Source organism: Pseudomonas sp. NPDC089408 (assembly GCF_044749445.1).
Lineage (GTDB): Bacteria > Pseudomonadota > Gammaproteobacteria > Pseudomonadales > Pseudomonadaceae > Aquipseudomonas.
The window spans coordinates 357,923-382,534 of record NZ_JBIVHY010000001.1 but is presented as its reverse complement, the minus strand read 5'-3'; the positions used below and the strand labels follow the sequence as shown (position 1 = coordinate 382,534).

At 63.0% G+C, this 24,612-nt stretch carries 25 protein-coding genes; 17 read left to right on the top strand and 8 right to left on the bottom strand.

Annotated elements, in window-relative coordinates:
* Positions 1 to 70: 70 nt before the first annotated feature.
* Positions 71 to 637, top strand: coding sequence for a sugar O-acetyltransferase (locus ACIP02_RS01675; protein ID WP_400612598.1), 567 nt, complete (start codon positions 71 to 73; stop codon positions 635 to 637).
* Here ACIP02_RS01675 and ACIP02_RS01670 read toward each other — a convergent pair.
* Entirely contained in the window at positions 616 to 1,185 is a 570-nt protein-coding gene (locus ACIP02_RS01670) for a DUF6436 domain-containing protein (RefSeq protein WP_400612596.1), read from the bottom strand. The genes ACIP02_RS01675 and ACIP02_RS01670 overlap by 22 nt on opposite strands.
* 232 nt (positions 1,186 to 1,417) lie before the next feature.
* Here ACIP02_RS01670 and ACIP02_RS01665 point away from each other — a divergent pair, with 232 nt between their 5' ends.
* Positions 1,418 to 2,344 carry an alpha/beta hydrolase gene (locus ACIP02_RS01665; RefSeq protein ID WP_400612594.1) on the top strand — a complete coding sequence of 309 codons (927 nt, stop codon included), beginning with the start codon at positions 1,418 to 1,420 and terminating at the stop codon, positions 2,342 to 2,344.
* On the opposite strand, the gene ACIP02_RS01660 is transcribed toward ACIP02_RS01665, so the two are convergent.
* On the bottom strand, positions 2,345 to 3,097 hold the full coding sequence (locus tag ACIP02_RS01660; RefSeq protein ID WP_400612592.1) for a DUF2059 domain-containing protein: 753 nt from the start codon (positions 3,095 to 3,097) through the stop codon (positions 2,345 to 2,347).
* 113 nt (positions 3,098 to 3,210) lie between these two features.
* On the opposite strand from ACIP02_RS01660, the gene ACIP02_RS01655 reads away from it, so the two are divergent.
* Entirely contained in the window at positions 3,211 to 3,843 is a 633-nt protein-coding gene (locus ACIP02_RS01655) for a 2OG-Fe(II) oxygenase (protein WP_400613248.1), read from the top strand.
* Entirely contained in the window at positions 3,830 to 4,321 is a 492-nt protein-coding gene (locus tag ACIP02_RS01650; protein ID WP_400612590.1) for a DUF523 domain-containing protein, read from the top strand. Before ACIP02_RS01655 ends, ACIP02_RS01650 begins: the two co-directional genes overlap by 14 nt.
* A 120-nt stretch (positions 4,322 to 4,441) precedes the next feature.
* On the opposite strand, the gene ACIP02_RS01645 is transcribed toward ACIP02_RS01650, so the two are convergent.
* Entirely contained in the window at positions 4,442 to 4,930 is a 489-nt protein-coding gene (locus ACIP02_RS01645) for a transporter substrate-binding domain-containing protein (RefSeq protein ID WP_400612588.1), read from the bottom strand.
* A gap of 223 nt (positions 4,931 to 5,153) precedes the next feature.
* Between ACIP02_RS01645 and ACIP02_RS01640 the strand changes: the two genes are divergently transcribed.
* Entirely contained in the window at positions 5,154 to 5,630 is a 477-nt protein-coding gene (locus ACIP02_RS01640) for a DUF4399 domain-containing protein (protein ID WP_201201246.1), read from the top strand.
* A 177-nt stretch (positions 5,631 to 5,807) separates the two neighbouring features.
* Here ACIP02_RS01640 and serA read toward each other — a convergent pair whose 3' ends face one another.
* Entirely contained in the window at positions 5,808 to 7,037 is a 1,230-nt protein-coding gene (gene serA, locus ACIP02_RS01635; protein ID WP_016489694.1) for a phosphoglycerate dehydrogenase, read from the bottom strand.
* Between the two features lie 170 nt (positions 7,038 to 7,207).
* Here serA and ACIP02_RS01630 point away from each other — a divergent pair, with 170 nt between their 5' ends.
* From ACIP02_RS01630 to ACIP02_RS01615, 4 genes are all read left to right on the top strand, one after another.
* The gene (locus tag ACIP02_RS01630) at positions 7,208 to 8,605 is read left to right on the top strand and encodes an FAD-binding oxidoreductase (RefSeq protein ID WP_400612585.1); all 1,398 of its coding nucleotides are present in this window, start codon (positions 7,208 to 7,210) and stop codon (positions 8,603 to 8,605) included.
* A 25-nt stretch (positions 8,606 to 8,630) separates the two neighbouring features.
* Entirely contained in the window at positions 8,631 to 9,296 is a 666-nt protein-coding gene (locus ACIP02_RS01625) for a fumarylacetoacetate hydrolase family protein (protein WP_400612583.1), read from the top strand.
* A 227-nt stretch (positions 9,297 to 9,523) separates the two neighbouring features.
* Positions 9,524 to 10,444: an SdiA-regulated domain-containing protein gene (locus ACIP02_RS01620; RefSeq protein WP_400612581.1), complete on the top strand. Its 921-nt coding sequence runs from the start codon at positions 9,524 to 9,526 to the stop codon at positions 10,442 to 10,444.
* A gap of 90 nt (positions 10,445 to 10,534) precedes the next feature.
* On the top strand, positions 10,535 to 11,437 hold the full coding sequence (locus ACIP02_RS01615) for an SdiA-regulated domain-containing protein (protein WP_400612579.1): 903 nt from the start codon (positions 10,535 to 10,537) through the stop codon (positions 11,435 to 11,437).
* A gap of 129 nt (positions 11,438 to 11,566) precedes the next feature.
* On the opposite strand, the gene rpiA is transcribed toward ACIP02_RS01615, so the two are convergent.
* The gene (gene rpiA, locus ACIP02_RS01610) at positions 11,567 to 12,241 is read right to left on the bottom strand and encodes a ribose-5-phosphate isomerase RpiA (protein WP_201201256.1); all 675 of its coding nucleotides are present in this window, start codon (positions 12,239 to 12,241) and stop codon (positions 11,567 to 11,569) included.
* A 133-nt stretch (positions 12,242 to 12,374) separates the two neighbouring features.
* On the opposite strand from rpiA, the gene ilvA reads away from it, so the two are divergent.
* Both ilvA and ACIP02_RS01600 read left to right on the top strand, forming a co-directional pair.
* Positions 12,375 to 13,889 carry a threonine ammonia-lyase, biosynthetic gene (ilvA, locus tag ACIP02_RS01605; protein WP_400612576.1) on the top strand — a complete coding sequence of 505 codons (1,515 nt, stop codon included), beginning with the start codon at positions 12,375 to 12,377 and terminating at the stop codon, positions 13,887 to 13,889.
* Between the two features lie 131 nt (positions 13,890 to 14,020).
* Positions 14,021 to 14,446 carry a DUF2269 domain-containing protein gene (locus tag ACIP02_RS01600; protein ID WP_400612574.1) on the top strand — a complete coding sequence of 142 codons (426 nt, stop codon included), beginning with the start codon at positions 14,021 to 14,023 and terminating at the stop codon, positions 14,444 to 14,446.
* A 68-nt stretch (positions 14,447 to 14,514) separates the two neighbouring features.
* Here ACIP02_RS01600 and ACIP02_RS01595 read toward each other — a convergent pair whose 3' ends face one another.
* On the bottom strand, positions 14,515 to 15,171 hold the full coding sequence (locus ACIP02_RS01595) for an HAD family hydrolase (RefSeq protein WP_400612572.1): 657 nt from the start codon (positions 15,169 to 15,171) through the stop codon (positions 14,515 to 14,517).
* 141 nt (positions 15,172 to 15,312) lie between these two features.
* On the opposite strand from ACIP02_RS01595, the gene ACIP02_RS01590 reads away from it, so the two are divergent.
* Both ACIP02_RS01590 and ptsP read left to right on the top strand, forming a co-directional pair.
* Positions 15,313 to 15,792, top strand: a complete 480-nt coding sequence (locus ACIP02_RS01590; protein ID WP_003249017.1) for an RNA pyrophosphohydrolase — start codon at positions 15,313 to 15,315, stop codon at positions 15,790 to 15,792.
* 22 nt (positions 15,793 to 15,814) lie between these two features.
* On the top strand, positions 15,815 to 18,094 hold the full coding sequence (gene ptsP / locus ACIP02_RS01585; RefSeq protein ID WP_400612570.1) for a phosphoenolpyruvate--protein phosphotransferase: 2,280 nt from the start codon (positions 15,815 to 15,817) through the stop codon (positions 18,092 to 18,094).
* 134 nt (positions 18,095 to 18,228) lie between these two features.
* Here ptsP and ACIP02_RS01580 read toward each other — a convergent pair whose 3' ends face one another.
* Positions 18,229 to 18,975: an NRDE family protein gene (locus ACIP02_RS01580; RefSeq protein ID WP_400612568.1), complete on the bottom strand. Its 747-nt coding sequence runs from the start codon at positions 18,973 to 18,975 to the stop codon at positions 18,229 to 18,231.
* Positions 18,976 to 19,104: 129 nt separating this feature from the next.
* Here ACIP02_RS01580 and ACIP02_RS01575 point away from each other — a divergent pair, with 129 nt between their 5' ends.
* Genes ACIP02_RS01575 through ACIP02_RS01565 form a run of 3 tightly spaced genes read left to right on the top strand, consistent with a single transcriptional unit; the run spans position 19,105 to position 21,733 of the window.
* A complete protein-coding gene (locus ACIP02_RS01575; protein WP_400612566.1) occupies positions 19,105 to 19,887 on the top strand; it encodes a sulfite exporter TauE/SafE family protein in 783 nt (260 codons plus the stop codon).
* A 16-nt stretch (positions 19,888 to 19,903) separates the two neighbouring features.
* A complete protein-coding gene (gene lgt / locus ACIP02_RS01570; RefSeq protein ID WP_014592753.1) occupies positions 19,904 to 20,710 on the top strand; it encodes a prolipoprotein diacylglyceryl transferase in 807 nt (268 codons plus the stop codon).
* A gap of 51 nt (positions 20,711 to 20,761) precedes the next feature.
* On the top strand, positions 20,762 to 21,733 hold the full coding sequence (locus ACIP02_RS01565) for a thymidylate synthase (RefSeq protein WP_400612564.1): 972 nt from the start codon (positions 20,762 to 20,764) through the stop codon (positions 21,731 to 21,733).
* A 137-nt stretch (positions 21,734 to 21,870) separates the two neighbouring features.
* Here ACIP02_RS01565 and cadR read toward each other — a convergent pair whose 3' ends face one another.
* Positions 21,871 to 22,314, bottom strand: a complete 444-nt coding sequence (gene cadR / locus ACIP02_RS01560) for a cadmium resistance transcriptional regulator CadR (protein ID WP_400612562.1) — start codon at positions 22,312 to 22,314, stop codon at positions 21,871 to 21,873.
* A gap of 83 nt (positions 22,315 to 22,397) precedes the next feature.
* On the opposite strand from cadR, the gene ACIP02_RS01555 reads away from it, so the two are divergent.
* Positions 22,398 to 24,611: a heavy metal translocating P-type ATPase gene (locus ACIP02_RS01555; protein WP_400612559.1), complete on the top strand. Its 2,214-nt coding sequence runs from the start codon at positions 22,398 to 22,400 to the stop codon at positions 24,609 to 24,611.
* Position 24,612 lies beyond the last annotated feature (1 nt).

Below are 24,612 nucleotides of genomic sequence, written 5' to 3'. Positions count from 1 at the left end.
TTCAAGCGGAAAGTGTGGTCCGATCATGAGTGGATTCGCGAACAGAGCATAGCCCCAGGAAGGAGTTTCCATGTCCCTCAGCGAAAAACAGAAAATGCTTACTGGCCAGCTCTACCACGCTGGCTGCCCCGAGCTGCAGGCCGAGCAGATCGCCAACAAGCACTGGATGCACCGTTACAACAACAGTGTCGAACTGCTCAATGATGCCCGGCATGCGCTGCTGGCCGGGCATTTTGGCGAGGTTGGCGCAGATACGGTGATACGCCCGCCGTTCTACTGCGATTACGGCTACAACATCAGCATCGGCGCCAACACCTTCATCAACTTCAACTGCGTGATTCTCGATGTGTTGCCGGTACGCATTGGCGACAATTGCCAGATCGGGCCCAACGTGCAGATCTATACCGCCGACCATCCACTCGACCCTGAGGTGCGCCGCACCGGACTGGAGAGCGGTCGGCCGGTGACGATCGGCAACAACGTGTGGATCGGCGGTGCGGCGATTATCCTGCCGGGGGTGACTATTGGTGACAATGCTGTGGTCGGTGCCGGTAGCGTGGTGACCCGAGATGTGCCCGTGGGCGCGACGGTAGTGGGCAACCCGGCAAGGGTGCGTCAGCCTGCCCAAGGGCAATAGCAACCCACTGCCAGGGTATTGGAGGCGTTGACCTGGCGGCCGTCGAGCAAGGCCTTGATGATGGGCTCCACAAAACTGTTGCTGGCGTTGCACACAGCGCCTTCGCTGTAGGGGCCGAAGTAGGCCAGGTGGCCTTGCCGGTCCCAGATGGCCACAGCCGGGGAGGCGGGCAGGTGTTCGCTGCCGGGCAGGCTGGCGAGTGGCTTGAGGGCTGTGAGGTTGGCCGGTAGTTGGCCGTGGCTGCCGGGCTTTTGCAGCACGTGGAAGCTCACGCTCTGGTCGGCGAACTGGCTGACCAGGTCACCCAGGTGCTGCTGGTTGCCAACGTTGCACGGGCAAGCCGGGTCCCAGAAGTGCACCACGCGGATCGGGCCGGGGCCGGCCAGTTCGGCGGGTAGTTGTAACTGGCTGCCGTCGAACAGGGTGGTCTGGTTGTCGAACGGGCGCAGGTAGCGGGCCTGGAAGGTGGTGTAGGCCTGCCAGAGGATGATGGCGCCGACCATGAGGACGAGAGCCATGCACAGTGGTTTGATGATCCGAGTCTTCATGAAGGTTCCGCGGCCCCCTGTAGGAGCGGCCTTGCGTCGCGATGGGGTGCGAAGCGCCCCCAGGATTTGTGCCCCACCCTGAGATTGCCGGGGCCGCTGTGCGGCCCTATCGCGACACAAGGCCGCTCCTACAGGGTTCGGTGGTTGATGTTCGATGTTGAGCAAGCTTGCCATGGCGCGGGCCAGAGCTGAAGATTCCAGATCAATACTTGCGTCAATGTGGATGTACCCGATGCCCGCTGCCTTTCACCCCGACCGCCTGCGCGCCAGCCTGGCGCCGTTCACCGCTCGCCAGCCGCTGTTGGCGCAAGCGCAGGACTACCAGCGCTTCTATGGCCTGAACCTGCCAGCCCACAGCTGGCTGGGCGGCTTTCAGGCAGCGGGGTTCGAGCTGGTCGGGCAGGCCTGGCTACCCGAGCGGCCAACGGCGACGCTGTTCCTGCTGCACGGCTATTACGACCACATGGGCCTGTACCGGCACGTGATCGAGTGGGCACTGAAGCAGGGTTTCGCGGTGGTCAGCTGCGACCTGCCCGGCCACGGCCTGTCCAGCGGCGAGCGCGCCAGCATCAGTGATTTCGCGCTGTACCAGCAGGTGCTGGAGGCCTTGTTCGAACAGGCGGGCACGCTGCAACTGCCGCGCCCCTGGCACCTGTGTGGGCAGAGTACCGGAGGTGCGATTGCCGTCGACCACCTGCTGCACCAAGGCACGCGCAGCCCTGTCGATGGCCAGGTCATCCTGCTGGCGCCACTGGTGCGGCCATGTTCCTGGCGTTGGTCGAAGTTCAGTTATCGCGTGCTGCGGCACTTCGTCAACGGCATTGAGCGGCGCTTCAGTGAGAACACTAATGACCCGGCGTTCCTGCCGTTTCTTGAAGCCGACCCGCTGCAACCGCGCAGGCTGCCTACCGCCTGGGTGGGCGCATTGATCGCCTGGGTCAAACGCATCGAGGCCGCGCCGCGCAGCACGCGGCAACCGTTGATCGTGCAGGGGGAGGCCGACGGTACGGTGGACTGGCCCTATAACCTCGAAGTGCTCAAGGCCAAGTTCGCCGAACCGCAAATCCTGATGCTGCCCGAAGCTCGCCACCATCTGGCCAACGAGCTGCCGGGCATTCGTCAGCGCTACTTCGACTTCATCGACCAGCGCCTGGGCTGATCACTTCAGCTCGTTACTGCTCTGGCCAACCTCCAGGCCGGCGCGCACAGCGGCCAGGGCGGCCTGGTAGTAGGCTTTGCCGTCGGGCGATTCGGCAAAGGTGGCGAACTCTTCCAGCTCGGCGTCGGACAGGTCGCGGTAGACGTACAGCAGGGTGTTATTGAGGTCTTCGCCGATCTGCCCCATCAGGCGCTGGCGCTGGCCGTCAAGCAAGCCTTGGGCCTGGCCGCCGCCGAACAGGCCGGGGATCATCGAACTGAGGCTATCGGCGGCAACACCGGCAATGGCCAGGCTGACTTCGGCACCGGCTTCACGCGCCGGCAAGGCCTGGGCCAGGTGGCCGATGACCAGCAGGCGGTCGTCGCTGGCCTGGATCTTCGGCAGGCCTTTGGCATTTTTTGCCAGCTCGTCCTTGCGCGTGGCCTTGAGCTCGGCTGCCACCACCTTGCGCCCCAGCGGCGACTGGAAGAACGCCAGGGCCGGTGCCGGGTTGGCCAGGCTGGCGCGCAGTTTTGCCTGGGCGCGACGGTCCACCGCCTGGGCCTGGAAGCGCTGGTTGCTGTTGTTGACCAGCGCCTGGTACACGGCGGGCGGCAAACTGTTGCGGTAGCGCTCCTGAGCAGCGGTCAGGGCATCGTTGAAATGGGCGCGCTGGTCGGGCCAGCCGGCGGCCTTGTACAGTTGATCCAGGTTGTCTGCCCAGACAGGCGTGGTGCAGATCATCAGCAGAATCAGGGAAAACAGACGGCGCATTCAGGACTCCTGTCGGCAGGTGGCTATTGTCCTTGGCCCGGCGCCGGTTTGTCGAGATATCCGCGTGTTTCTCGGCCAAGTGGCGCTGTGCGCCGACAAAGCGAATGGATATGATGCGCGCCATGCACACTTCCCCTGAACACCCGATGCTTGCGGCCGTCGTCGACGATCTGGCCACCCATGGCTGGTCCCAGCAGGCGCTGTTTCTGCCTGCCGGGCTGGTGCGCGCGCTGGCGGCCGAATGCCGGCGCCGTGATGCCGAAGGCGAACTCAACCCTGCGGGGGTTGGGCGCGGTGATGCCCAGGAAGTCCGCGAGGCCATTCGCGGTGATCAGATCCAGTGGATCGACCCCGGCCAGGCCGAGGCCTGCGACCAGTACCTGGCGGCCATGGACCAGTTGCGTCAAGCCATCAACCAAGGCCTGTACCTGGGCCTGGAAGACTTCGAGTGCCATTTTGCCCTGTACCCGGCGGGGGCGTTCTACCGCCGGCATCTGGACCGCTTCCGCGACGATGACCGGCGCATGGTCTCAGCGGTGCTTTACCTGAACGAAGGTTGGCAGCCGCAGGACGGTGGGCAGTTGCGCATGTTCCTTGCGGGCGGTGTCGAGCACGATGTCGAGCCGGTGGCGGGTTGCCTGGTGGTGTTCCTGTCGGGCGAGGTGCTCCACGAAGTATTGCCGGCCGGGCGCGAGCGGCTGTCGTTGACCGGCTGGTTCAGGCGGCGTGGCAATGACCCGTTCTGATTTGCCCAAGGTACTGGTCAGCGCCTGCTTGCTGGGGCAGCCGGTGCGTTATGACGGCCGGGCCAGCGGCCATCCGGACCTGTTGCAGCAATGGCAGGCCGAAGGGCGCGTGGTGCCGTTGTGCCCGGAAGTGGCCGGTGGTTTGCCGACCCCACGCCCGCCTGCGGAGATACCGGGCGGGCAGGGCGGCGAAGTGCTTGATGGCGGCGCGCAGGTGATGACCGTGACCGGCGAGGACGTCAGTGCCGAGTTCCTGGCAGGGGCGCAATTGGCGCTGGCGCTGGTGCGCCGGCATGGTATTGGCGTGGCAGTGCTGAAGTCGGGCAGCCCTTCGTGTGGTAACCGGCTGACCTATGATGGCACGTTCAGTGGCGTGAAGGTGGCGGGGGAAGGCGTGACCACGGCGTTGTTGCGGCGGGCAGGGGTACAGGTGTTCAGTGAGCTGGAGCTGGATGAGGCGCAGCGGGCTTTAGGGTAATCCTGTGCCGGCCTCTTCGCGGGTGAACCCGCTCCTACAACGGGGCGCGTATTCGCGGCTTGCGCCGTTCATTGTAGGAGCGGGTTTACCCGCGAATAGGCCGGTACAGGCAACACAAACCTATTGCCCAGCCGCAGTCTCCTGCACACCCTTGAACCACTTCTGCTCAAGCTCGGCAGTGCGCCCGCTGTCTTTCAGCCGCTGCAGCGCATTGTTCACCGCGCTTTCAAACGCCGGGTTGTCCTTCTGGAACGGGATCACCAGCTTCTTCTCGCCAAACGGCAGGCTCACATCCAGCGGGCCGTCCCCCTTGAGGGCATCGCTCGAGGGAGTCAGTGCGATGTCGTATTTGCCGCTCTCGACACCGGGCAGCACTTCAGCTGACTGGGCTTCGACGAACTCGGCGCGCAAGTCCAGCTCCTTGGCCAGGTCCTGGCCAAACTCGATGTCGAAACCGGTCAGGTGGTCGTCTTGCTTGAAGGCGTACGGCTGGTTGTCGGCCTGTACGGCAATGCGCAGTTCGCCCCGGTCGGCGATTTCGTCGATCAGCTCCGCCTGGGCCAATGGACTGATCAGTACTGCCAGCAGTACCCCTATGGTCGAACGCATGAATGCCCCTTTTCTTTTAGCAGATGAATAACTTTCGTCACGGCTTTCTTCCTCGCCGTGATCGAGCGCAGCCTATGACCTTGAAGCCTCGGCATTGTTTAACCCTGACTGAAATATTTCTGTCAGGCAATGTGAACACCTTGGCGCATATTTCAACTAAGGTGAACTACCGCCGCCGCTGGAGTGATGGCGGCGGTCAATAAGTGAATCACAGGAGAAGTGAATGAACAGCCTATTTTCGCGTGCTGCCGTTGCCGGTCTGCTGATGGGAGCGTCGGTGTTCGCCAGTGCCGCAGATGCCCTGAAGAGCCAGGAGCCGCCCAAGGAGGCCAAGGTCTTCATCGTTTCCCCCGCCGATGGTGCAACGGTCGACAAGACGTTCACCGTCAAGTTCGGCATCGAGGGCATGGGCCTCAAGCCTGCCGGTGACCAGACCCCGCATACCGGGCACCACCACTTGCTGGTGGATGTGGACAAAGAGCCCGTCGCCGACATGCCGCTGCCGACCAGCCTGATGCCTGAGGCCGGCACCGCACTGCCAGCCGGGCCGCAGGTGCTGCACTTTGGCAAGGCACAGACCGAGACCAGCATTACCCTGACCCCGGGCAAGCACACCCTGCAGCTGGTGCTGGGTGACCAGTATCATGTGCCGTTCAAGCCTAGCGTCGAGTCGCAGAAGATTACTGTCGACGTGAAATGAAAAAGCGGGGGCGCTTTGCGCCCCTTTCGCGACGCAAGGCCCCTCCTACAAGGGACCGCGTTGCCTGTGTAGGAGCGGCCTTGTGTCGCGATGGCCTGCAAAGCAGGCCCAATGATCTGGCAGGAAAACAAAAAAGGGAGGTCACCAGGGCCTCCCTTTTTCATGCGGCAAGCAAACTTAGAACAGTACGCGGGAACGGATAGTACCCTTGACCTGTTGCAGCTTCTCTTGCGCCAGGTCCGAGTACTCGGCGTCAACGTCGATTACCACGTAGCCAACTTTCTCGTTGGTCTGCAGGAACTGACCGGAGATGTTGATACCGTTCTCGGCGAACACCTTGTTGATCTCGCTGAGCACGCCTGGGATGTTTTCGTGGATGTGCAGCAGGCGGTGCTTGCCTGGGTGCGCCGGCAGGGCCACTTCCGGGAAGTTGACCGAAGACACCGAGGTACCGTTGTCGCTGTACTTGACCAGCTTCTCGGCCACTTCCAGGCCGATGTTGGCCTGGGCTTCGGCGGTGGAACCACCGATGTGCGGGGTCAGGATCACGTTGTCCAGGCCGCGCAGCGGGCTTTCAAACTCTTCGTCGTTGGAGCGCGGCTCGACCGGGAACACGTCGATGGCGGCGCCGATCAGGTGCTTGTCCTTGATCGCGGCGGCCAGGTGGTCCAGCTCGACCACGGTGCCACGGGCTGCGTTGATCAGGATCGCGCCCTTCTTCATGGCACGGATTTCCTTCTCGCCGATCATCCACTGGGTGGACGGCAGCTCAGGCACGTGCAGCGAAACGATGTCGGCCAGGCCCAGCAGCTCGTTGAGGCTGGTGACCTGCACGGCGTTGCCCAGTGGCAGCTTGGTCAGCGGGTCGTAGAAGTACACCTGCATGCCCAGGTTTTCGGCCAGGACCGACAGCTGGGTACCGATCGAGCCGTAGCCGACGATGCCCAGCTTCTTGCCACGGATCTCGAACGAGTTGGCCGCGCTCTTGATCCAGCCGCCACGGTGGCAGGAAGCGTTTTTCTCAGGGATGCCGCGCAGCAGCAGGATGGCTTCGGCCAGTACCAGCTCGGCGACCGAACGGGTGTTGGAGTAAGGCGCGTTGAACACGGCGATACCGCGCTCGCGGGCTGCTTCCAGGTCAACCTGGTTGGTGCCGATGCAGAAGCAGCCAACAGCGACCAGCTTCTTGGCGCAGTCGAAGATCTCTTCGGTGAGCTGGGTGCGCGAACGGATGCCGATGAAGTGGGCATCGGCGATCTTTTCCTTCAGCTCGGCTTCCGGCAACGAACCAGTGAGGTATTCGATGTTGGTGTAGCCGGCGGCCTTGAGGGTATCGACCGCGTTCTGGTGCACACCTTCAAGAAGAAGGAACCGGATCTTGCTCTTGTCGAGAGAAGTCTTGCTCATCTGCGTAAACCTGTATCCCGGAGAAAAAATGGCGAGGGTGATGCCAGGCGCGAGGGCAGCCTTAGCATGAACAGCGGGAGGGCTATGCTAGCATACGCGACACAATCTGAGCTTATCCCGACAGGTGAAGAGTGCTCAGGGTGACTATGAATAAGTCGAGAGTTCCAGCGATGACCCACCCCGCTGTTATTGAAGAACTGATGACCCTTGTCGACCCTGGCAAGGTCCTGACTGACGCCGCTTCACTCGAAGCCTATGGCAAGGACTGGACCAAGCATTACCCGCCGGCGCCCAGCGCCATCGTGCTGCCCAAGACGGTGGAACAGGTGCAGGCCATCGTGCGCTGGGCCAATGCGCACCAGGTGGCGCTGGTGCCGTCTGGCGGGCGCACCGGGCTGTCCGCCGGCGCGGTGGCGGCCAATGGCGAGGTGGTGGTCGCCTTCGACTACATGAACCAGATTCTCGACTTCAATGCCTTCGACCGCACTGTGGTCTGCCAGCCGGGGGTGATCACCCGCCAGCTGCAGAGCTATGCCGAAGAGCAGGGCCTGTACTACCCGGTCGACTTCGCGTCCAGCGGCTCCAGCCAGATAGGCGGCAACATCGGCACCAATGCCGGTGGGATCAAGGTGATTCGTTACGGCATGACCCGCAACTGGGTGGCCGGGCTCAAAGTGGTCACTGGCAAGGGCGAGTTGCTTGAACTGAACAAAGACCTGATCAAGAACGCCACCGGTTACGACCTGCGTCAGCTATTCATTGGCGCTGAAGGCACCCTGGGTTTCGTGGTCGAGGCCACCATGCGCCTGGATCGCGCCCCGCGCAACCTTACCGCCATGGTGCTGGGCACGCCGGACTTCGACTCGATCATGCCGGTGCTGCACGCTTTCCAGGGCAAGCTGGACCTGACCGCCTTCGAGTTCTTCTCCGACAAGGGCCTGGCCAAGATCCTGGCACGTGGCGATGTACCGGCGCCGTTCGCGACTGACTGCCCGTTCTATGCGCTGCTGGAGTTCGAGGCCAGCACTGAAGAGGTGGCCAACGAAGCCTTGGCTACCTTCGAGCACTGCGTCGAGCAGGGCTGGGTGCTGGACGGGGTGATGAGCCAGAGCGAAACCCAGCTGAAAAACCTGTGGAAGTTGCGCGAGTACCTGTCAGAAACCATCTCGCACTGGACCCCGTACAAGAACGATATTTCCGTCACGGTCTCGAAAGTGCCGGCGTTCCTGCGAGATATCGACGCCATCGTCGCCGAACATTACCCGGCTTACGAGGTGGTGTGGTACGGCCATATCGGCGACGGCAACCTGCACCTGAACATCCTCAAGCCCGAACACATGAGCAAGGACGACTTCTTTGCCTCATGTGCCAAGGTCAACAAATGGGTGTTCGAGATCGTCGAGCGCTACAACGGCTCGATCTCTGCCGAGCATGGCGTGGGCATGACCAAGCGCGACTACCTGGGCTACAGCCGCTCGCCGGCAGAAATCGCCTGCATGAAGGCAATAAAGGCCGTGTTCGACCCTAACGGCATCATGAATCCGGGTAAGATCTTTCCTTCTGAATAAAAAGCAGTAACCAGAGGAGTCGGCCATGAGTTACCAGCACCAGTACGTAGACGGCACGCGCATTCACTTCCCGCTGGGCAAGGTGGTGTGTATCGGTCGTAACTATGCCGAGCATGCCAAGGAACTGGACAACCCGATCCCCACCGAGCCGCTGCTGTTCATCAAACCGGGCAGTTGCGTGGTGCCGGCCGAAGGCGGCTTCAAGATCCCGGCCGAGCGCGGCTCGGTGCACTATGAGGCGGAAATTGCGGTGCTGCTGGGCAAGCCGCTGTCGACCCATCCGACCGAAGAAGAGGTGCTGGACGCCATTTCCGGCTACGCCCCGGCGCTGGACCTGACCTTGCGCGACGTGCAGGCCAAGCTGAAAGAGAAGGGCCTGCCGTGGGAGCTGGCCAAGAGCTTTGACGGCGCCTGCGTCCTGCCGCCGTTCGTCTCGGCCGGCAGCTTCGAGGACGTCACCGACATCCCGGTGCGCCTGACCGTCAACGGCGAAGTGCGCCAGGATGGCAACAGCGCGATGATGCTCAATCCGATTGTGCCGATGATCCAGTACATGGCCGCGCATTTCTCGCTGCAGGCGGGGGATGTGATCCTTACTGGTACCCCGGCGGGCGTGGGGCCGTTCAATGTCGGTGATGAGCTGGTGCTGGAGCTGCCGGGTGTGAGCCGCTTCGAAAGCCGGGTGCTTTAACTCAAACCCAGCGCCGCTCTCCTTTGTAGGAGCGGCCTTGTGTCGCGAAAGGGGTGCGAAGCGCCCCCTCGATTTGTGCTTCAAGCTGAAATTGCTGGGGCCGCTCTGCGGCCCGATCGCGACACAAGGCCGCTCCTACAGACGGCGCACACCGGCGTCGTTTAGGTTTTTTTCACACCCAATCCGGATAATGCGCGCACCTACGCCCATTTCCCCAGGACCCCCGCATGCCATCACCCTCCAGCGCCCCGGCAACCCCCAAGCGTCGTTTCTATCTGCGCTGGCCTTTCGGCCTGGCCGTGGCGGCGGTGATTGCCTATGGCGTGTCAGTGGCCATGCACTGGGATGACCGTGGCGAGCTGTGGATAAAGGAAAGCCTGGAAAGCACCGCCCAGCGCAGTGAAAGCGTGTGGCTGCCGGACTACCAGGTCGACGTCAATGCCAAGCCGTTGCCGGGCATGGACGATGACGAAGCCTCCGATGTGGCCTTCAACCCGCGCACCCGTACCCTGTTTGCGGTGATGGGAAAAAACCCGTTCCTGGTCGAGCTGAACCTGGACGGCGAGGTGCTACGCAAGATCCCGCTCAACGGCTGGAACAACCCGGAAGGCATCGCCGTGCTGGAAGACGATTACCTGGCAATCACCGACGAGCGCCTGCACGACCTGACGTTGGTCAAGGTGGATGCACACACGACCGCACTCAGCCACGCTGACTTCAAAAGCTACGACCTGGGCCCGTCGGTCAAGAGCAACAAGGGCTTCGAAGGCGTGGCCTGGGACCCGCTGCGCCAGCGCCTGATCATCGGCGAGGAGCGCCCGCCCAAGCTGTATACCTGGAGCACCGACGGCCGCAGCCCGCTCAAGGGTAACAAGCAGCCGCTGCCCAGCGATGAACTCGACCTGCGCAACCTTTCGGCGCTGGGTGTAGACCCGCGTACCGGCCACCTGCTGGTGTTGTCGGCCGACTCCAACATGCTGCTGGAACTGGACGAGCAGGGTCAGCAGGTCAGTTTCATGACCTTGTTGGGTGGGTTCAACGGCCTTGAGCACACCATCCCGCGTGCCGAAGGGGTGGCCATGGACGATAAGGGCAACCTGTACATGGTCAGCGAACCGGCGCTGTTCTATCGCTTCAGAAAAAACTGACGCCGTTGTCCGGGTTTTCGGATGCTGGCATTAAGCTTTACTTCAGTTGGTCGTGGTTAGATTCGCCAACCCTGTGTCGAGTCTGCTTCCATGCGCCGTTTTGTTCGCTTTTCCCTCGTTGTGGCCGTTGTCGGCCTGTTCCTGCTTGGCTGGGCCGGGCAGGAGTTTCGGCTGTTCGAGCGTGGCTGGTTCAACCTCAAGACCTGGTGGCAGCCGGTCGAGCAAGGCATTGGCTTGGATCGCTACCGGGTGGTGCTGGAGGCGCAGCCGCTCGAGGGGCTGGATGACGACCTGTCGGCGCTGACCTACGACCCCGACCGCAAGACCCTGTTCAGCGTCACCAATGCCCGCTCGGAGCTGATCGAGCTGTCGCTGGACGGGCGCATCCTGCGCCGCGTGCCGCTGACCGGCTTTGGTGACCCCGAAGCGGTGGAATATGTGGGGCCAAACAGTTACGTGATTACCGACGAGCGCCAGCAGCGGCTGATCCGCGTGCGCCTGGACGACGACACGTTGTTCCTCGATGCCGGTGACGCCGAGCAGCTCAGCCTGGGTATTGGCCTTAACGGCAACAAGGGTTTCGAGGGGCTGGCCTACGATTCGGCGGGCAAGCGCCTGTTCGTGGCCAAGGAACGTGACCCGATGCTGATCTATGAGGTGCATGGTTTCCCGCATGACAACCCGGAAAAGCCTTACGCCGTGCATGTGGTGCAGGACCGCAAGCGTGATTCACGGCTGTTTGTGCGGGACTTGTCGAGTTTGCAGTTCGATGAGCGCAGTGGGCATTTGTTGGCGCTTTCGGATGAGTCGCGGCTGGTGCTGGAGCTGGATGTGGAGGGGCGGCCGTTGAGCACGCTGTCGCTGCGCAAGGGGTATCAGGGGCTCAAACAGACTGTGCCGCAGGCGGAAGGGATCGCAATGGATGAGGAGGGGACCATTTACCTGGTCAGTGAGCCGAACCTGTTTTATGTGTTCAAACAGGCAGCCGATTGATCAATTGGGGCTGTTTTGCAGCCCATCCGACCGGTCCGGCGCCCCGGCAAGGCCGCTCCTACAGGAGGTTGCGTACCCCTGTAGGAGCGGCCTTGTATCGCGAAACGAGCGCAAAGCCCTCGCCGAGGGTTACTCGGCCTTAAGGCTTTTCACACCTTCAGCAGTACCCAGCAGCAGCAGGTCCGCCGGCCGCGCCGCGAACAGGCCGTTGGTCACCACGCCAACAATGGCGTTGATCTGCGCTTCCAGCTCCACCGGGTTGGTGATCTGCAGGTTGTACACATCGAGGATCACGTTGCCGTTGTCGGTAACCACACCTTCGCGGTACACCGGGTCGCCGCCCAGCTTGACCAACTGGCGCGCTACATGGCTGCGAGCCATCGGGATCACCTCGACCGGCAGCGGGAAGGCGCCCAGCACCGGCACCAGCTTGCTGCCGTCGGCGATGCAGATGAAGGTCTTGGCCACGGCCGCGACAATCTTCTCGCGGGTCAGGGCTGCGCCGCCGCCCTTGATCAGGTTCAGGTGCGCGTCGCTCTCATCGGCGCCGTCCACGTAGAACTCCAGCTCGCTGACGCCGTTCAGCTCGTAGACCGGGATGCCATGCCCCTTCAGGCGCTGGGCCGTGGCTTCGGAGCTGGCGACGGCGCCGTCGAAGGCAGTCTTGTGCTGAGCCAGGGCGTCGATGAAGAAGTTGGCGGTCGAACCGGTACCGACGCCGACAACGCTCTTTTCATCCAGCTTGGGCAGAATGAAGTCGACAGCGGCCTGGGCGACGGCCTGTTTGAGTTGGTCCTGGGTCATGCGGGCTCCGGAAGGGGCAGGGCGGTTTCAAAGTTGCCTAGTATAACGGCTCGCACGGCTTTGCTGTGGTCGCCCGACGTAGCGCTGGGGTAGACTCCCAGCCCTTGTCCCGCGGCCCAGTGATGCTTTCCCGATGCTCGAACAGTACGTCAAGAAGATCCTCACCTCGCGCGTCTATGACGTTGCCGTCGAAACCCCGTTGCAGAGCGCGGGGCAGCTGAGCAAGCGCCTGGGCAACCAGATCCTGCTCAAGCGCGAAGACCTGCAGCCGGTGTTCTCGTTCAAGATCCGCGGGGCGTACAACAAGCTGGCCCAGCTTGGCCCGGAAGAACTGGCCCGTGGCGTGGTCACCGCCTCGGCCGGCAACCACGCCCAGGGCCTGGCCCTGGCGGCGCGCGAAATGGGCATCAAGGCCACCATCGTGATGCCCAAGACCACCCCGGAGATCAAGGTCGAAGGCGTGCGCTCGCGCGGTGGCAAGGTGGTGCTGCATGGCGACTCGTTCCCCGAGGCACTGGCCTATTCGCTGAAGCTGGTCGACGAAAAGGGCTTTGTCTACGTCCACCCTTATGACGACCCGCACACCATCGCCGGGCAGGGCACCGTGGCCATGGAAATCCTCCGTCAGCACCCTGGCCAGCTGGACGCGATCTTCGTGCCTGTAGGCGGTGGCGGCCTGATCGCCGGTATTGCCGCCTACGTGAAGTACCTGCGCCCGGAAATCAAGATCATCGGCGTCGAGCCGGATGATTCCAACTGCCTGCAGGCGGCCATGGCCGCCGGGGAGCGCGTGGTGTTGCCGCAGGTCGGGCTGTTCGCCGACGGCGTGGCGGTGGCGCAGATTGGCCAGCACACCTTCGACATCTGCCGCCACCATGTGGATGAAGTGGTCACCGTCAGCACCGACGAGATCTGTGCGGCGATCAAGGATATCTACGACGATACCCGCTCGATCACCGAGCCTGCCGGCGCCTTGGGCGTGGCGGGCATCAAGAAGTACGTCGAGTTGTATGGCGTTACCGGCCAGACCCTGGTGGCCATCGATTCCGGTGCCAACGTCAACTTCGACCGCCTGCGCCATGTGGCCGAGCGTGCCGAGTTGGGTGAAAAGCGCGAGGCGATCATTGCCGTGACCATCCCCGAGCGCCCGGGCAGCTTCAAGGCGTTCTGCGAGGCCATCGGCAAGCGCCAGATCACCGAGTTTAACTACCGCAAGCACACCTCGGACGAGGCGCACATCTTCGTCGGCGTGCAGACCCACCCGGAAAACGACCCGCGCGCGGCGCTGGTGCAGAACCTGAGCGAGCAGGGCTTCCCGGTTACCGACCTGACCGACAACGAGCTGGCCAAGCTGCACATCCGCCACATGGTCGGCGGCCATTCGGCCGGTGCCAGCGATGAAATGGTGCTGCGCTTCGAATTCCCCGAGCGGCCGGGGGCCTTGTTCAACTTCCTCAACAAGCTGGGTGGGCGCTGGAACATCTCGATGTTCCATTACCGTAACCATGGCGCCGCTGACGGGCGCGTGGTGGCGGGGCTGCAGGTGCCAGAGGACGAGCGCCACCTGGTGCCGGCGGCACTGGCCAAGATTGGTTACCCGTACTGGGATGAGACCGAGAACCCGGCTTACAAGCTGTTCCTTGGCTGAGAGGCTAAGCTGGGTTTCAGGGCCTATTCGCGGGTGAACTCGCTCCCACAACGGTTGGTGTGGTCGTTGTAGGAGCGGGTTTACCCGCGAATAGGCCCATGCCGAATGGCCTGCTCAAGGACAAAAGAGACATGGAACACCTGACCACCCTGAAAACCCTGCACATCATCGCCACTGCACTTTTGCTGCTGGGCGCCCTGGGCCTGGCGATCTGGACCGTACGCGCCCGCCGCCAGGGCGACGCCCAGGCCTACGCCAAGCTGCTGCGCCGACCACTGGTGTTCGTCTGGCTGGTGATGGGCCTGTGCCTGGTGAGTATGCCGTTCACCGGCTGGTGGCTGGTGCACCTGGTCGGTTGGCCGCTGGGGCAGACCTGGGTGCTGGCTTCCAGCGTCATCTATACGCTTGGCGCGCTTGCCGTGTGGTGGCTGCTGGTGCGGCTTAACCGGCTGCGCAAGGCTGAGGTGGTGGGCTTGCGGTTTACCTTGGCATTGGCGGTGTTCAGCGGGGTTTGTTTCCTGTCGATTGCCGGGCTGATGGGGGCCAAGCCAGTCTGATGGTCATGGGTTGTCTGTGCTGGCCTCTTCGCGTCGAACCGCCGCGAAGAGGCCAGCACAGGAAAACCTCAATCCCTCAGCGAAACCACCGGCCACCCACGCCTCTCGGCCTCCGCCCGCAGATTTGGGTCGGGGTCCACCGCCACCGCATGCGTCACCCGCTCCAGCAACGGCAAATCATTCATCGAGTCGCTATAGAAGTAGCTGTCCTCAAGATCAAAGCCGTTCTCCAGCATCCAGCGCTCCAGCCGCGTCACCTTGCCTTCACGGAAACAGGCTATATCGGTACTGCGCCCGGTATAACGCCCGTCGCGCATCTCGCATTCGGTCGCCAGCAACACGCGCACGCCCAAACGCTTGGCGATCGGCGCAGTGACGAAGCGGTTGGTGGCGGTAATGATCACCAGCTGGTCACCCGCCTCGCGGTGCTGCTGCAGCAACGCCAGGGCCTTGGGCAGGATGATCGGCTCGATGCAGGCACGCATGAAGTCGCGGTGCCATTCGTCGAGCTGCGCCATGGGCGTCGCCGCCAGGATTTCCATGGAAAAGGCCAGGTAGGCCGGCAGGTCCAGGGTGCCGTTGAGGTAGTCCTGGTAAAAGCCATCATTGCGTTGCTTGTAGGCAATCGGGTCAAGAATGCCACGCTCGCAAAGGTAATCACCCCAGGCATGGTCGCTGTCACCACCGAGGAGGGTATTGTCCAGGTCGAATAAAGCCAGGCGCATCGCGGTCACTCGCATCAGCCATAGGGTAGGCCCGCAGAATACGGAGTTTTCACGCAGCTGCACATAAGCTTGGCGGGCGCGTTGCTGCGCTCGCAAGCTTTGTGGAACAATGCGGTGACATGCGTTTGCGAGGTTGCTGCCGTGATCGACCCGGATGGTTTTCGCCCCAATGTCGGGATCATTCTCACGAATGATGCCGGGCAGGTGCTATGGGCTCGACGGATCAACCAGGATGCCTGGCAGTTCCCCCAGGGTGGTATCAACCCTGACGAGACGCCGGAAGACGCCCTGTACCGCGAGCTGAACGAAGAAGTTGGCCTTGAACGCGATGATGTGGAAATTCTTGCCTGCACCCGTGGCTGGTTGCGTTATCGTTTACCCCAGCGCCTGGTCCGTACCCACAGCCAGCCGCTGTGCATCGGCCAGAAGCAGAAGTGGTTTTTGCTGCGCCTGGTCAGCAACGAACAACGGGTGCGGATGGACCTGACCGGCAAGCCGGAATTCGACGGCTGGCGCTGGGTGAGCTATTGGTACCCGCTGGGCCAGGTTGTGACATTCAAGCGCGAGGTGTACCGGCGCGCCCTGAAAGAGCTAGCACCGCGTCTGCTGACGCGCGACTGACGACGGAGTTCGACCCCGAGCCATGCTCAATACGCTGCGCAAGATCGTCCAGGAAGTAAACTCCGCCAAAGATCTCAAGTCGGCGTTGGGGATCATTGTCTTGCGCGTCAAGGAGGCCATGGGCAGCCAGGTCTGCTCGGTCTACCTGCTCGACCCGGAAACCAACCGCTTCGTGCTGATGGCCACCGAAGGCCTGAACAAGCGTTCCATCGGCAAGGTCAGCATGGCCCCCAACGAAGGCCTGGTCGGCCTGGTCGGTACCCGGGAAGAGCCGCTGAACCTGGAAAACGCCGCCGATCACCCGCGTTACCGCTACTTTGCCGAAACCGGCGAAGAGAAATTTGCCTCTTTCCTCGGTGCGCCGATCATCCACCACCGCCGTGTGGTCGGGGTGTTGGTCATCCAGCAGAAAGAGCGCCGCCAGTTCGATGAGGGCGAAGAAGCCTTCCTGGTCACCATGAGCGCCCAGCTCGCGGGGGTTATCGCCCACGCCGAGGCCACCGGCTCGATCCGTGGCCTGGGCCGCCAGGGCAAGGGTATCCAGGAGGCGCGTTTCGTCGGTGTGCCGGGCTCGCCTGGCGCCGCCGTGGGCCGCGCAGTGGTGATGCTGCCACCGGCCGACCTCGAAGTGGTCCCGGACAAGACCGTCGAAGACATCGACGCCGAACTGAAGCTGTTCGAGAACGCCCTTGAAGGCGTGCGTGCCGACATGCGCAAGCTGTCGGCCAAGCTGGCTACCCAGCTGCGCCCGGAAGAGCGCGCGCTGTTCGATGTGTACCTGATGATGCTTGAAGATGCGGCGCTGGGTGGCGAGGTGACCGAGGTCATCAAGACCGGCCAGTGGGCCCAGGGCGCCCTGCGCCAGGTGGTGGGCGAGCACGTCAACCGCTTCGAGCTGATGGACGATGACTACCTGCGTGAGCGTGCCTCCGACGTGAAGGACCTGGGCCGGCGTTTGCTGGCCTACCTGCAGGAAGCCCGCTCGCAGTCGCTGGTGTATGCCGACAACACTATCCTGGTCAGTGAAGAGCTGACCCCGGCCATGCTCGGCGAAGTGCCGGAAGGCAAGCTGGTCGGCCTGGTCTCGGTGCTGGGTTCGGGCAACTCCCACGTTGCCATCCTCGCCCGCGCCATGGGCATCCCCACGGTGATGGGCCTGGTCGACCTGCCGTATTCCAAGGTCGACGGCATCGAGTTGATCGTCGACGGTTACAAGGGCGAGGTGTTCACCAACCCCAGCGAAGTGCTGCGCAAGCAGTACAGCGAAGTGGTCGAGGAAGAACGCCAGCTGGCTCAAGGCCTGGATGCCCTGCGCGAACTGCCGTGTGTTACCCCGGACGGCCATCGCATGCCGCTGTGGGTCAATACCGGCCTGCTCGCCGATGTGGCCCGCGCCCAGCAGCGCGGTGCCGAGGGTGTAGGCCTGTACCGCACCGAAGTGCCATTCATGATCCAGCAGCGCTTCCCCAGCGAGAAGGAGCAGCTGGCGATCTATCGCGAGCAACTGGCTTCATTCCACCCGCTGCCGGTAACCATGCGCACCCTCGACATCGGTGGCGACAAGGCGCTGTCGTATTTCCCGATCAAGGAAGAAAACCCGTTCCTCGGCTGGCGCGGCATTCGCGTCACCCTCGACCACCCGGAAATCTTCCTGGTGCAGACCCGCGCCATGCTCAAGGCCAGCGAGGGCCTGAACAATCTGCGTATCCTGCTGCCGATGATCTCTGGCATCCACGAGCTGGAAGAAGCGTTGCACCTGATCCATCGCGCCTGGGGCGAAGTGCGTGACGAAGGTACCGACGTGCCGATGCCGCCGGTGGGTGTGATGGTGGAAATCCCGGCGGCGGTGTACCAGACCAAGGAGCTGGCGCGGCAGGTGGACTTCCTCTCGGTTGGTTCCAACGACCTGACCCAGTACCTGCTGGCGGTGGACCGCAACAACCCGCGTGTCGCCGACCTGTACGACTACCTGCACCCGGCGGTGCTGCAGGCCTTGAACACCGTGGTGCGCGATGCCCATGGCGAAGGCAAGCCGGTGAGCATCTGCGGTGAAATGGCCGGTGACCCGGCGGCGGCGATCCTGCTGATGGCAATGGGCTTCGACAGCTTGTCGATGAACGCCACCAACCTGCCGAAAGTGAAGTGGATGCTGCGCCAGGTGAACATGAGCAAGGCCAAGGAATTGCTGGTTGAAGCCTTGAGCCATGACAACCCGCAGGTTATCCACAGCTCGTTGCAGCTGGCCTTGAAGAACCTTGGGCTGGCGCGGATGATTGGGCCTGGGGCCAATAAAACCTTGTGAATGTGAGGTTGCCTGTTCTGGCCTCTTCGCGGGTGAACCCGCTCCTACAATAGATTGCGTAAGCCAGATGTGGCGCGATCCCTCGTAGGAGCGGGTTTACCCGCGAAGAGGCCCGCACAGGCATCATCTAATGTTCAGACCGACAGCTCAACTTCCCCCAAATGCCCACCAAACGGCCCGAAACTGCGCTCAATCAGCCGCCTTCTGCCCTGATCATCCACAATCAGCACCGTACTCGCCCGTGTCCCATAATTCTGGCTGGCAATAAACACACTCGACAGCAACTTCTCGGTCGCTACCCCCACGCCTGTCTCCGGTAGCTCCCCATCAGCTGCAGGCGCGCCATCGGCCAGCAACGCCAGCAACCCCTGTGGCTCGGGCGTCTCCAGCAACCCCTCCAGCCCGCTACGCGCCTTCACCAGCTTCGGCCATGGCGTATCCAGCCCGGCATTGGAAAGCCCGTATACCCCGGCCTCCAGTAAGCGTGGCGCCGCGTCCCGGGCATGCAGGTAACCCAGCTGCCGGCCATCACCCACCAGTAGGTTGAAACCCGAATACTGCCCGCTGCGGCTGGCCACCTGGTCCAGGTAGGCCTCGACCCCCAGCTCACCCTGCAGGAACGCCGCCACCAGCTCGCCCCGCGAGCGCGGCCCCAGCGCCTGCCCCGGGTCACGGATATTGGTCAGCGCCGCAAAGCGCCCCTGCGGGCCGACGCCCAGCCAGGTGCCGCCTGCCTCCAGGTCACGCCCTGCATGCACCCCGGGCGCATCCTGCCAGGCTGCCAGGGCTTGGGTAGGGCGGGCATAGAACTCGTCGCGGTTGGCCGCCACGATCAGCGGCAGGGCATGCCCCGGCCGCCAGGCGAATACGATCAGGCACATCGGTTGGGCCTCTGTGTTTTCTGTCACTGTACCCACAGCCGCGTGGCGGATCCATCCTGACACAGACTTCACTAGAGCCGCGAACCCCGCTTCCGTTACCATGCCGGATTGATTTCTCGGGGAAGCCGAATGGAATTCGTGCTCTATCTGCTGTTGGGCGCCTGTGCCGGTGTATTGGCCGGGCTGTTCGGCGTGGGCGGCGGCATCATCATCGTGCCGGTGCTGGTGTTCAGCTTCACCCTGCAGGGCTTCGACGCCTCGGTGTTGACCCACCTGGCGGTCGGCACGTCGCTGGCAACCATCGTCTTTACCTCGATCAACGCCGTGCTCGAGCACCACCGCAAAGGCGCGGTGCAATGGCCGATCTTTGCCTGGATGACGCTCGGGATCCTGCTGGGGGCCGGTGTCGGCGCCAAGACCGCCTCACTGATCCAGGGGCCACTGCTGCAGAAGATCATCGGCGTGTTCGCCCTGGTCATTGCGGCGCAGATGGCCCTGGACCTCAAACCCAAGGCCAGCCGTGGCATCCCCGGCAAACTTGCGCTGATCGGTGCAGGCGGGGTGATCGGCTGGGCCTCGGCCATTTTCGGCATCGGTGGCGGTTCGCTGACTGTGCCGTTCCTGACCTCGCGCAGCCTGCCCATGCAGCAGGCGGTGGCCACATCGTCGGCCTGTGGCCTGCCGATTGCCATGGCCAGTGCCTTGAGCTTCATGGTGCTCGGTTGGCACGAAGAACACCTGCCGGCCCACAGCCTGGGTTATGTGTACCTGCCGGCGCTGGTCGGCATAGCCGTGACCAGCATGTTTTTCGCCCGCTTCGGCGCGCGCCTGGCGCACAAGCTGTCGCCGCGTCTGTTGAAACGCCTGTTCGCAGCCCTGCTGTTCTGTGTCGGCCTCAGCTTTTTGATTTGAATCGAGAGGAAGTTCCATGCTGCCTTACCCGCAGATAGACCCCGTGGCCTTGGCCATCGGGCCGCTGAAAATCCATTGGTACGGCCTGATGTACCTGATCGGCATCGGTGGCGCCTGGCTGCTGGCCTCGCGCCGGCTGAACCGCTTTGACCCTACCTGGAACCGCGAAAAACTGTCCGACCTGGTGTTCTGGCTGTCGATGGGGGTGATTGTCGGTGGCCGTTTGGGCTATGTGCTGTTCTACGACCTGCACGCTTACCTGGCCAACCCGACACTGATCTTCGAGGTGTGGAAGGGCGGCATGTCGTTCCACGGCGGTTTCATCGGCGTGATGCTGGCGGCCTTGTGGTTTGGCAAGCGCAACAACAAGTCGTTCTTCGAACTGATGGACTTCGTCGCCCCGCTGGTGCCGATCGGCCTGGGTGCCGGGCGTATCGGCAACTTCATCAACGCCGAGCTGTGGGGCAAGCCCACTGACGTGCCATGGGCGATGATCTTCCCGCCGTTCAGCGACCCGGCGCAGCTGCCGCGCCACCCGTCGCAGCTTTACCAGTTCGCGTTGGAAGGCGTTGCGCTGTTCGTCATCCTTTGGCTGTTCTCGCGCAAGCCGCGGCCAACCATGGCGGTTTCCGGCATGTTTGCGCTGTTCTACGGCATCTTCCGCTTCATCGTCGAATTCGTCCGGGTGCCGGACGCGCAGCTGGGTTATATCGCCTGGGGCTGGCTGACCATGGGTCAGATTCTCTGCGTACCGATGATCCTGGCTGGCCTTGGCCTGATCTGGTGGGCTTATAATCGCAAGCCTACGGCGAAACCCGCCTGATTAATCCCACGGCAGGGGCGATTCCCCTGCCGTTTTTGCTACAGGTAAGCCATGAAACAGTATCTGGAACTGGTCCGCGACGTTATCGAAAACGGCACGCTGCAGGGCAACCGCACCGGCATCCGCACCATCAGCCTGCCGGGCGCAATGCTGCGTTTCGACCTGCAGAAGGGCTTTCCGGCCATTACCACGCGCAAGCTGGCGTTCAAGTCGGCAATCGGCGAAATGGTCGGCTTCCTGCGTGGCGTGAACAACGCCGGTGAATTCCGCGAGCTGGGCTGCAAGGTGTGGGACCAGAACGCCAACGAAAACGCCCAGTGGCTGGCCAACCCGTTCCGCAAGGGCCATGACGACCTTGGCGAAATCTATGGCGTGCAATGGCGCCAGTGGCCGGGCTACAAGCGCATCCCGCTAAGCAACCCGGCGGCCATCGAAATGGCTGAGCAGGCGGGCTTCCGCAAGATTGCCCAGGACGAAGAGGACGGCGTTGCGTTCGTCATCCTGTACAAGGCCATCGACCAGGTGCGCCAGTGCCTGGACACCATCGCCAACGACCCGGGCAGCCGCCGTATCCTGTTCCACGGCTGGAACTGCGCGCAGCTGGACGAAATGGCCCTGCCGCCGTGCCACCTGCTGTACCAGTTCCACCCGAATATTGAGACCAGGGAAATTTCCCTGACCCTCTACATCCGCTCCAACGACCTGGGCCTGGGCACGCCGTTCAACCTCACCGAAGGCGCGGCGCTGCTGTCGCTGTTCGGCCGCCTGACCGGTTACACCCCGCGCTGGTTCACCTACTTCATCGGCGATGCCCATGTGTATGAAAACCACCTGGACATGCTGAACGAGCAGCTCAAGCGCGAGCCGCTGGACGCGCCGAAGCTGGTGATCAGCGATCGTGTGCCGGCGTTTGCCGAGACCGGGAAGTACGAGCCGGAGTGGCTGGAAAAGATCGAGCCGAGCGATTTCTGGTTGGAAGGGTATGAGCACCATGCGCCGATGACGGCGCCGATGGCGGTGTAAGCCTGCAGATTGCCGGGGGCGCTTTGCGCCCCTTTCGCGACACAAGGCCGCTCCTACAGGAGACTGCGTACCCCTGTAGGAGCGGCCTTGCCGGGGCGCCGGACCGGTCGGATGGGCTGCAAAGCAGCCCCAAAATTTCAATGCCCGTGGCTTCGCCCAACATGCGAATGCTCGGTATCCGGCACAGATACCGCCCCATTCGTCTCCAGTTGCTGCAAGATCGCGCACTCCGAACCCTGCGCATTGCAGCGCCGCCGCAGTTCTACCAACTGTTCCTGCAACGCCACCAGCCCATCGATCCGTGCCTGCACATGCTCGATATGCTCGTCGATGAGCGCATTGACGCTGCCACACGAATTATCCGGGCTGTCGCGCAGGCGTAGCAGGCTGCGGATTTCGTCCAGGGTCATGTCCAGCGTGCGGCAGTTGCGGATGAAGGTCAGCCGTTCCACATGGGCCTGGGTGTACAGCCGGTAGTTACCCTCGCTGCGCGCCGGTTCCGGCAGCAGGTTTTCCCGCTCGTAATAACGGATGGTTTCCACCGCGCAGTCGGTGGCCTTGGCCAATTCTCCGATCTTCATCACGAAATCTCCCGCTAATGGCTTGACCCTATAGTGGCTACAGGGTGTTCACTTGGCAACAGGCTCAATTTAAGGATGACCCCATGAACCAGCCTGTCAGCCACGAACACAAGCACGATCACCACGCTCATAGCTGCTGTGGCGCTGCCGCTGCACCCGCCAAGGTGCAACTGAGCGAGAACACCAGCAGCCACGCCCAGTTCAGCCGCTTTCGCATCGATGCCATGGACTGCCCCACCGAGCAGACGCTGATCCAGGACAAGCTGGGCAAGCTGGCGGGTATCGAGCAGTTGGAATTCAACCTGATCAACCGCGTGCTTGGCGTGCGCCATACCTTGAACGGTACCGCCGACATCGAGCGGGCCATCGATAGCCTGGGCATGAAGGCCGAGCCCATGGGTGCCGAGGACGACAATAGCGCCAGTGCTCAGCCACCGGCCAAGACCCGCTGGTGGCCGCTGGCGTTTTCAGGTGTTGCCGCGATCGCCGCCGAAATCGTGCACTTCTCCGCGCTCGCACCTGAGTGGGTGGTGGCAGCCCTGGCGCTGGCGGCCATCCTCGGCTGCGGGTTGGGCACCTACAAGAAGGGCTGGATAGCCCTGAAAAACCGCAATCTCAACATCAACGCGCTGATGAGCATTGCCGTTACCGGCGCGGTACTGATCGGCCAGTGGCCGGAAGCGGCCATGGTGATGGTGCTGTTCACCGTCGCCGAGTTGATTGAAGCCCATTCGCTGGACCGTGCACGCAACGCCATCAGCGGGCTGATGCAGTTGACCCCGGACATGGCCACGGTGCAGCAGGCCGATGGCCAGTGGCGCGACGTGGAGGTGCGGGAAGTGGCTGTCGGCGCGCGGGTGCGGGTGCGCCCCGGCGAACGCATTGGCTTGGACGGTGAGGTGACCGGTGGGCAATCAAGCGTCGATCAGGCGCCGATCACCGGCGAAAGCCTGCCTGTGGAAAAGGCTGTGGGTGACAAGCTGTTTGCTGGCACCATCAACCAGGCGGGCGCGCTGGAGTTCCGCGTCACCGCCGCTGCCGGGCAATCGACCTTGGCGCGGATCATCAAGGCTGTTGAAGAAGCGCAAGGTGCGCGGGCACCGACCCAGCGCTTCGTCGACCGTTTCTCGCGCATCTACACGCCGGCGGTGTTCGCCATTGCCCTGGTCGTGGCGGTCATTCCGCCACTGTTCATGGCCGGCGCCTGGTTCGACTGGGTCTATCGCGCGCTGGTGCTACTGGTGGTGGCTTGCCCGTGCGCCCTGGTGATCTCGACGCCGGTGACCATCGTCAGTGGCTTGGCTGCCGCGGCGCGCAAAGGAATCCTGATCAAGGGTGGCGTGTACCTGGAAGGCGGCCGGCATCTGGACTTCCTGGCCTTGGACAAGACCGGCACCATCACCCATGGCAAGCCGGTGCAGACCGATGCCGAGGTGCTGGAGCCGTTGTTCGAGGGCCGTGCGCAGGCCTTGGCCGCCAGCTTGGGCGAGCGTTCGGACCACCCGGTATCCCGTGCCATTGCGCAGTTCGGCAAGGAGCAGGGCCTGGCCTTGAGCGAGGTTGAAGACTTTGCGGCCCTGGCCGGGCGTGGCGTGCGCGGCAGCATCGGCGGTGAGGTCTACCACCTGGGCAACCACCGCTTGATCGAGGAGCTGGGGCTGTGCTCGCCGGAGCTTGAGGCCCAACTGGATACGCTGGAGCGTCAGGGCAAAACCGTCGTCCTGCTGCTCGACCGCACCGGCCCGCTGGCGCTGTTTGCCGTGGCCGACACGGTCAAGGACAGCAGCCGCCAGGCCATCGCCGAGCTGCATGAGCTGGGTATCAAGACTGTCATGCTGACCGGTGACAATCCGCACACCGCCCAGGCCATTGCGGCGGTGGTGGGTATCGACCGCGCCGAAGGCAACCTGCTGCCGGCCGACAAGCTGAAAACCATTGAAGCCCTGTACGCTCAGGGCCATCGGGTGGGCATGGTCGGTGACGGCATCAACGATGCGCCAGCGCTGGCCCGCGCCGAGATCGGCTTTGCCATGGCGGCGGCCGGTACCGACACCGCCATCGAGACGGCCGACGTGGCGCTGATGGACGACGACTTGCGGAAAATCCCGGCCTTCGTCAGGCTGTCGCGCCAAAGTGCGGCGATCCTGATGCAGAACATCGTTCTGGCGTTGGGTATCAAGGCGATATTCCTGGCGATCACCTTTGCCGGCATGGCCACCCTGTGGATGGCAGTGTTCGCCGACATGGGCGTGAGCCTGCTGGTGGTGTTCAACGGCTTGCGCCTGCTGCGCAAATAGA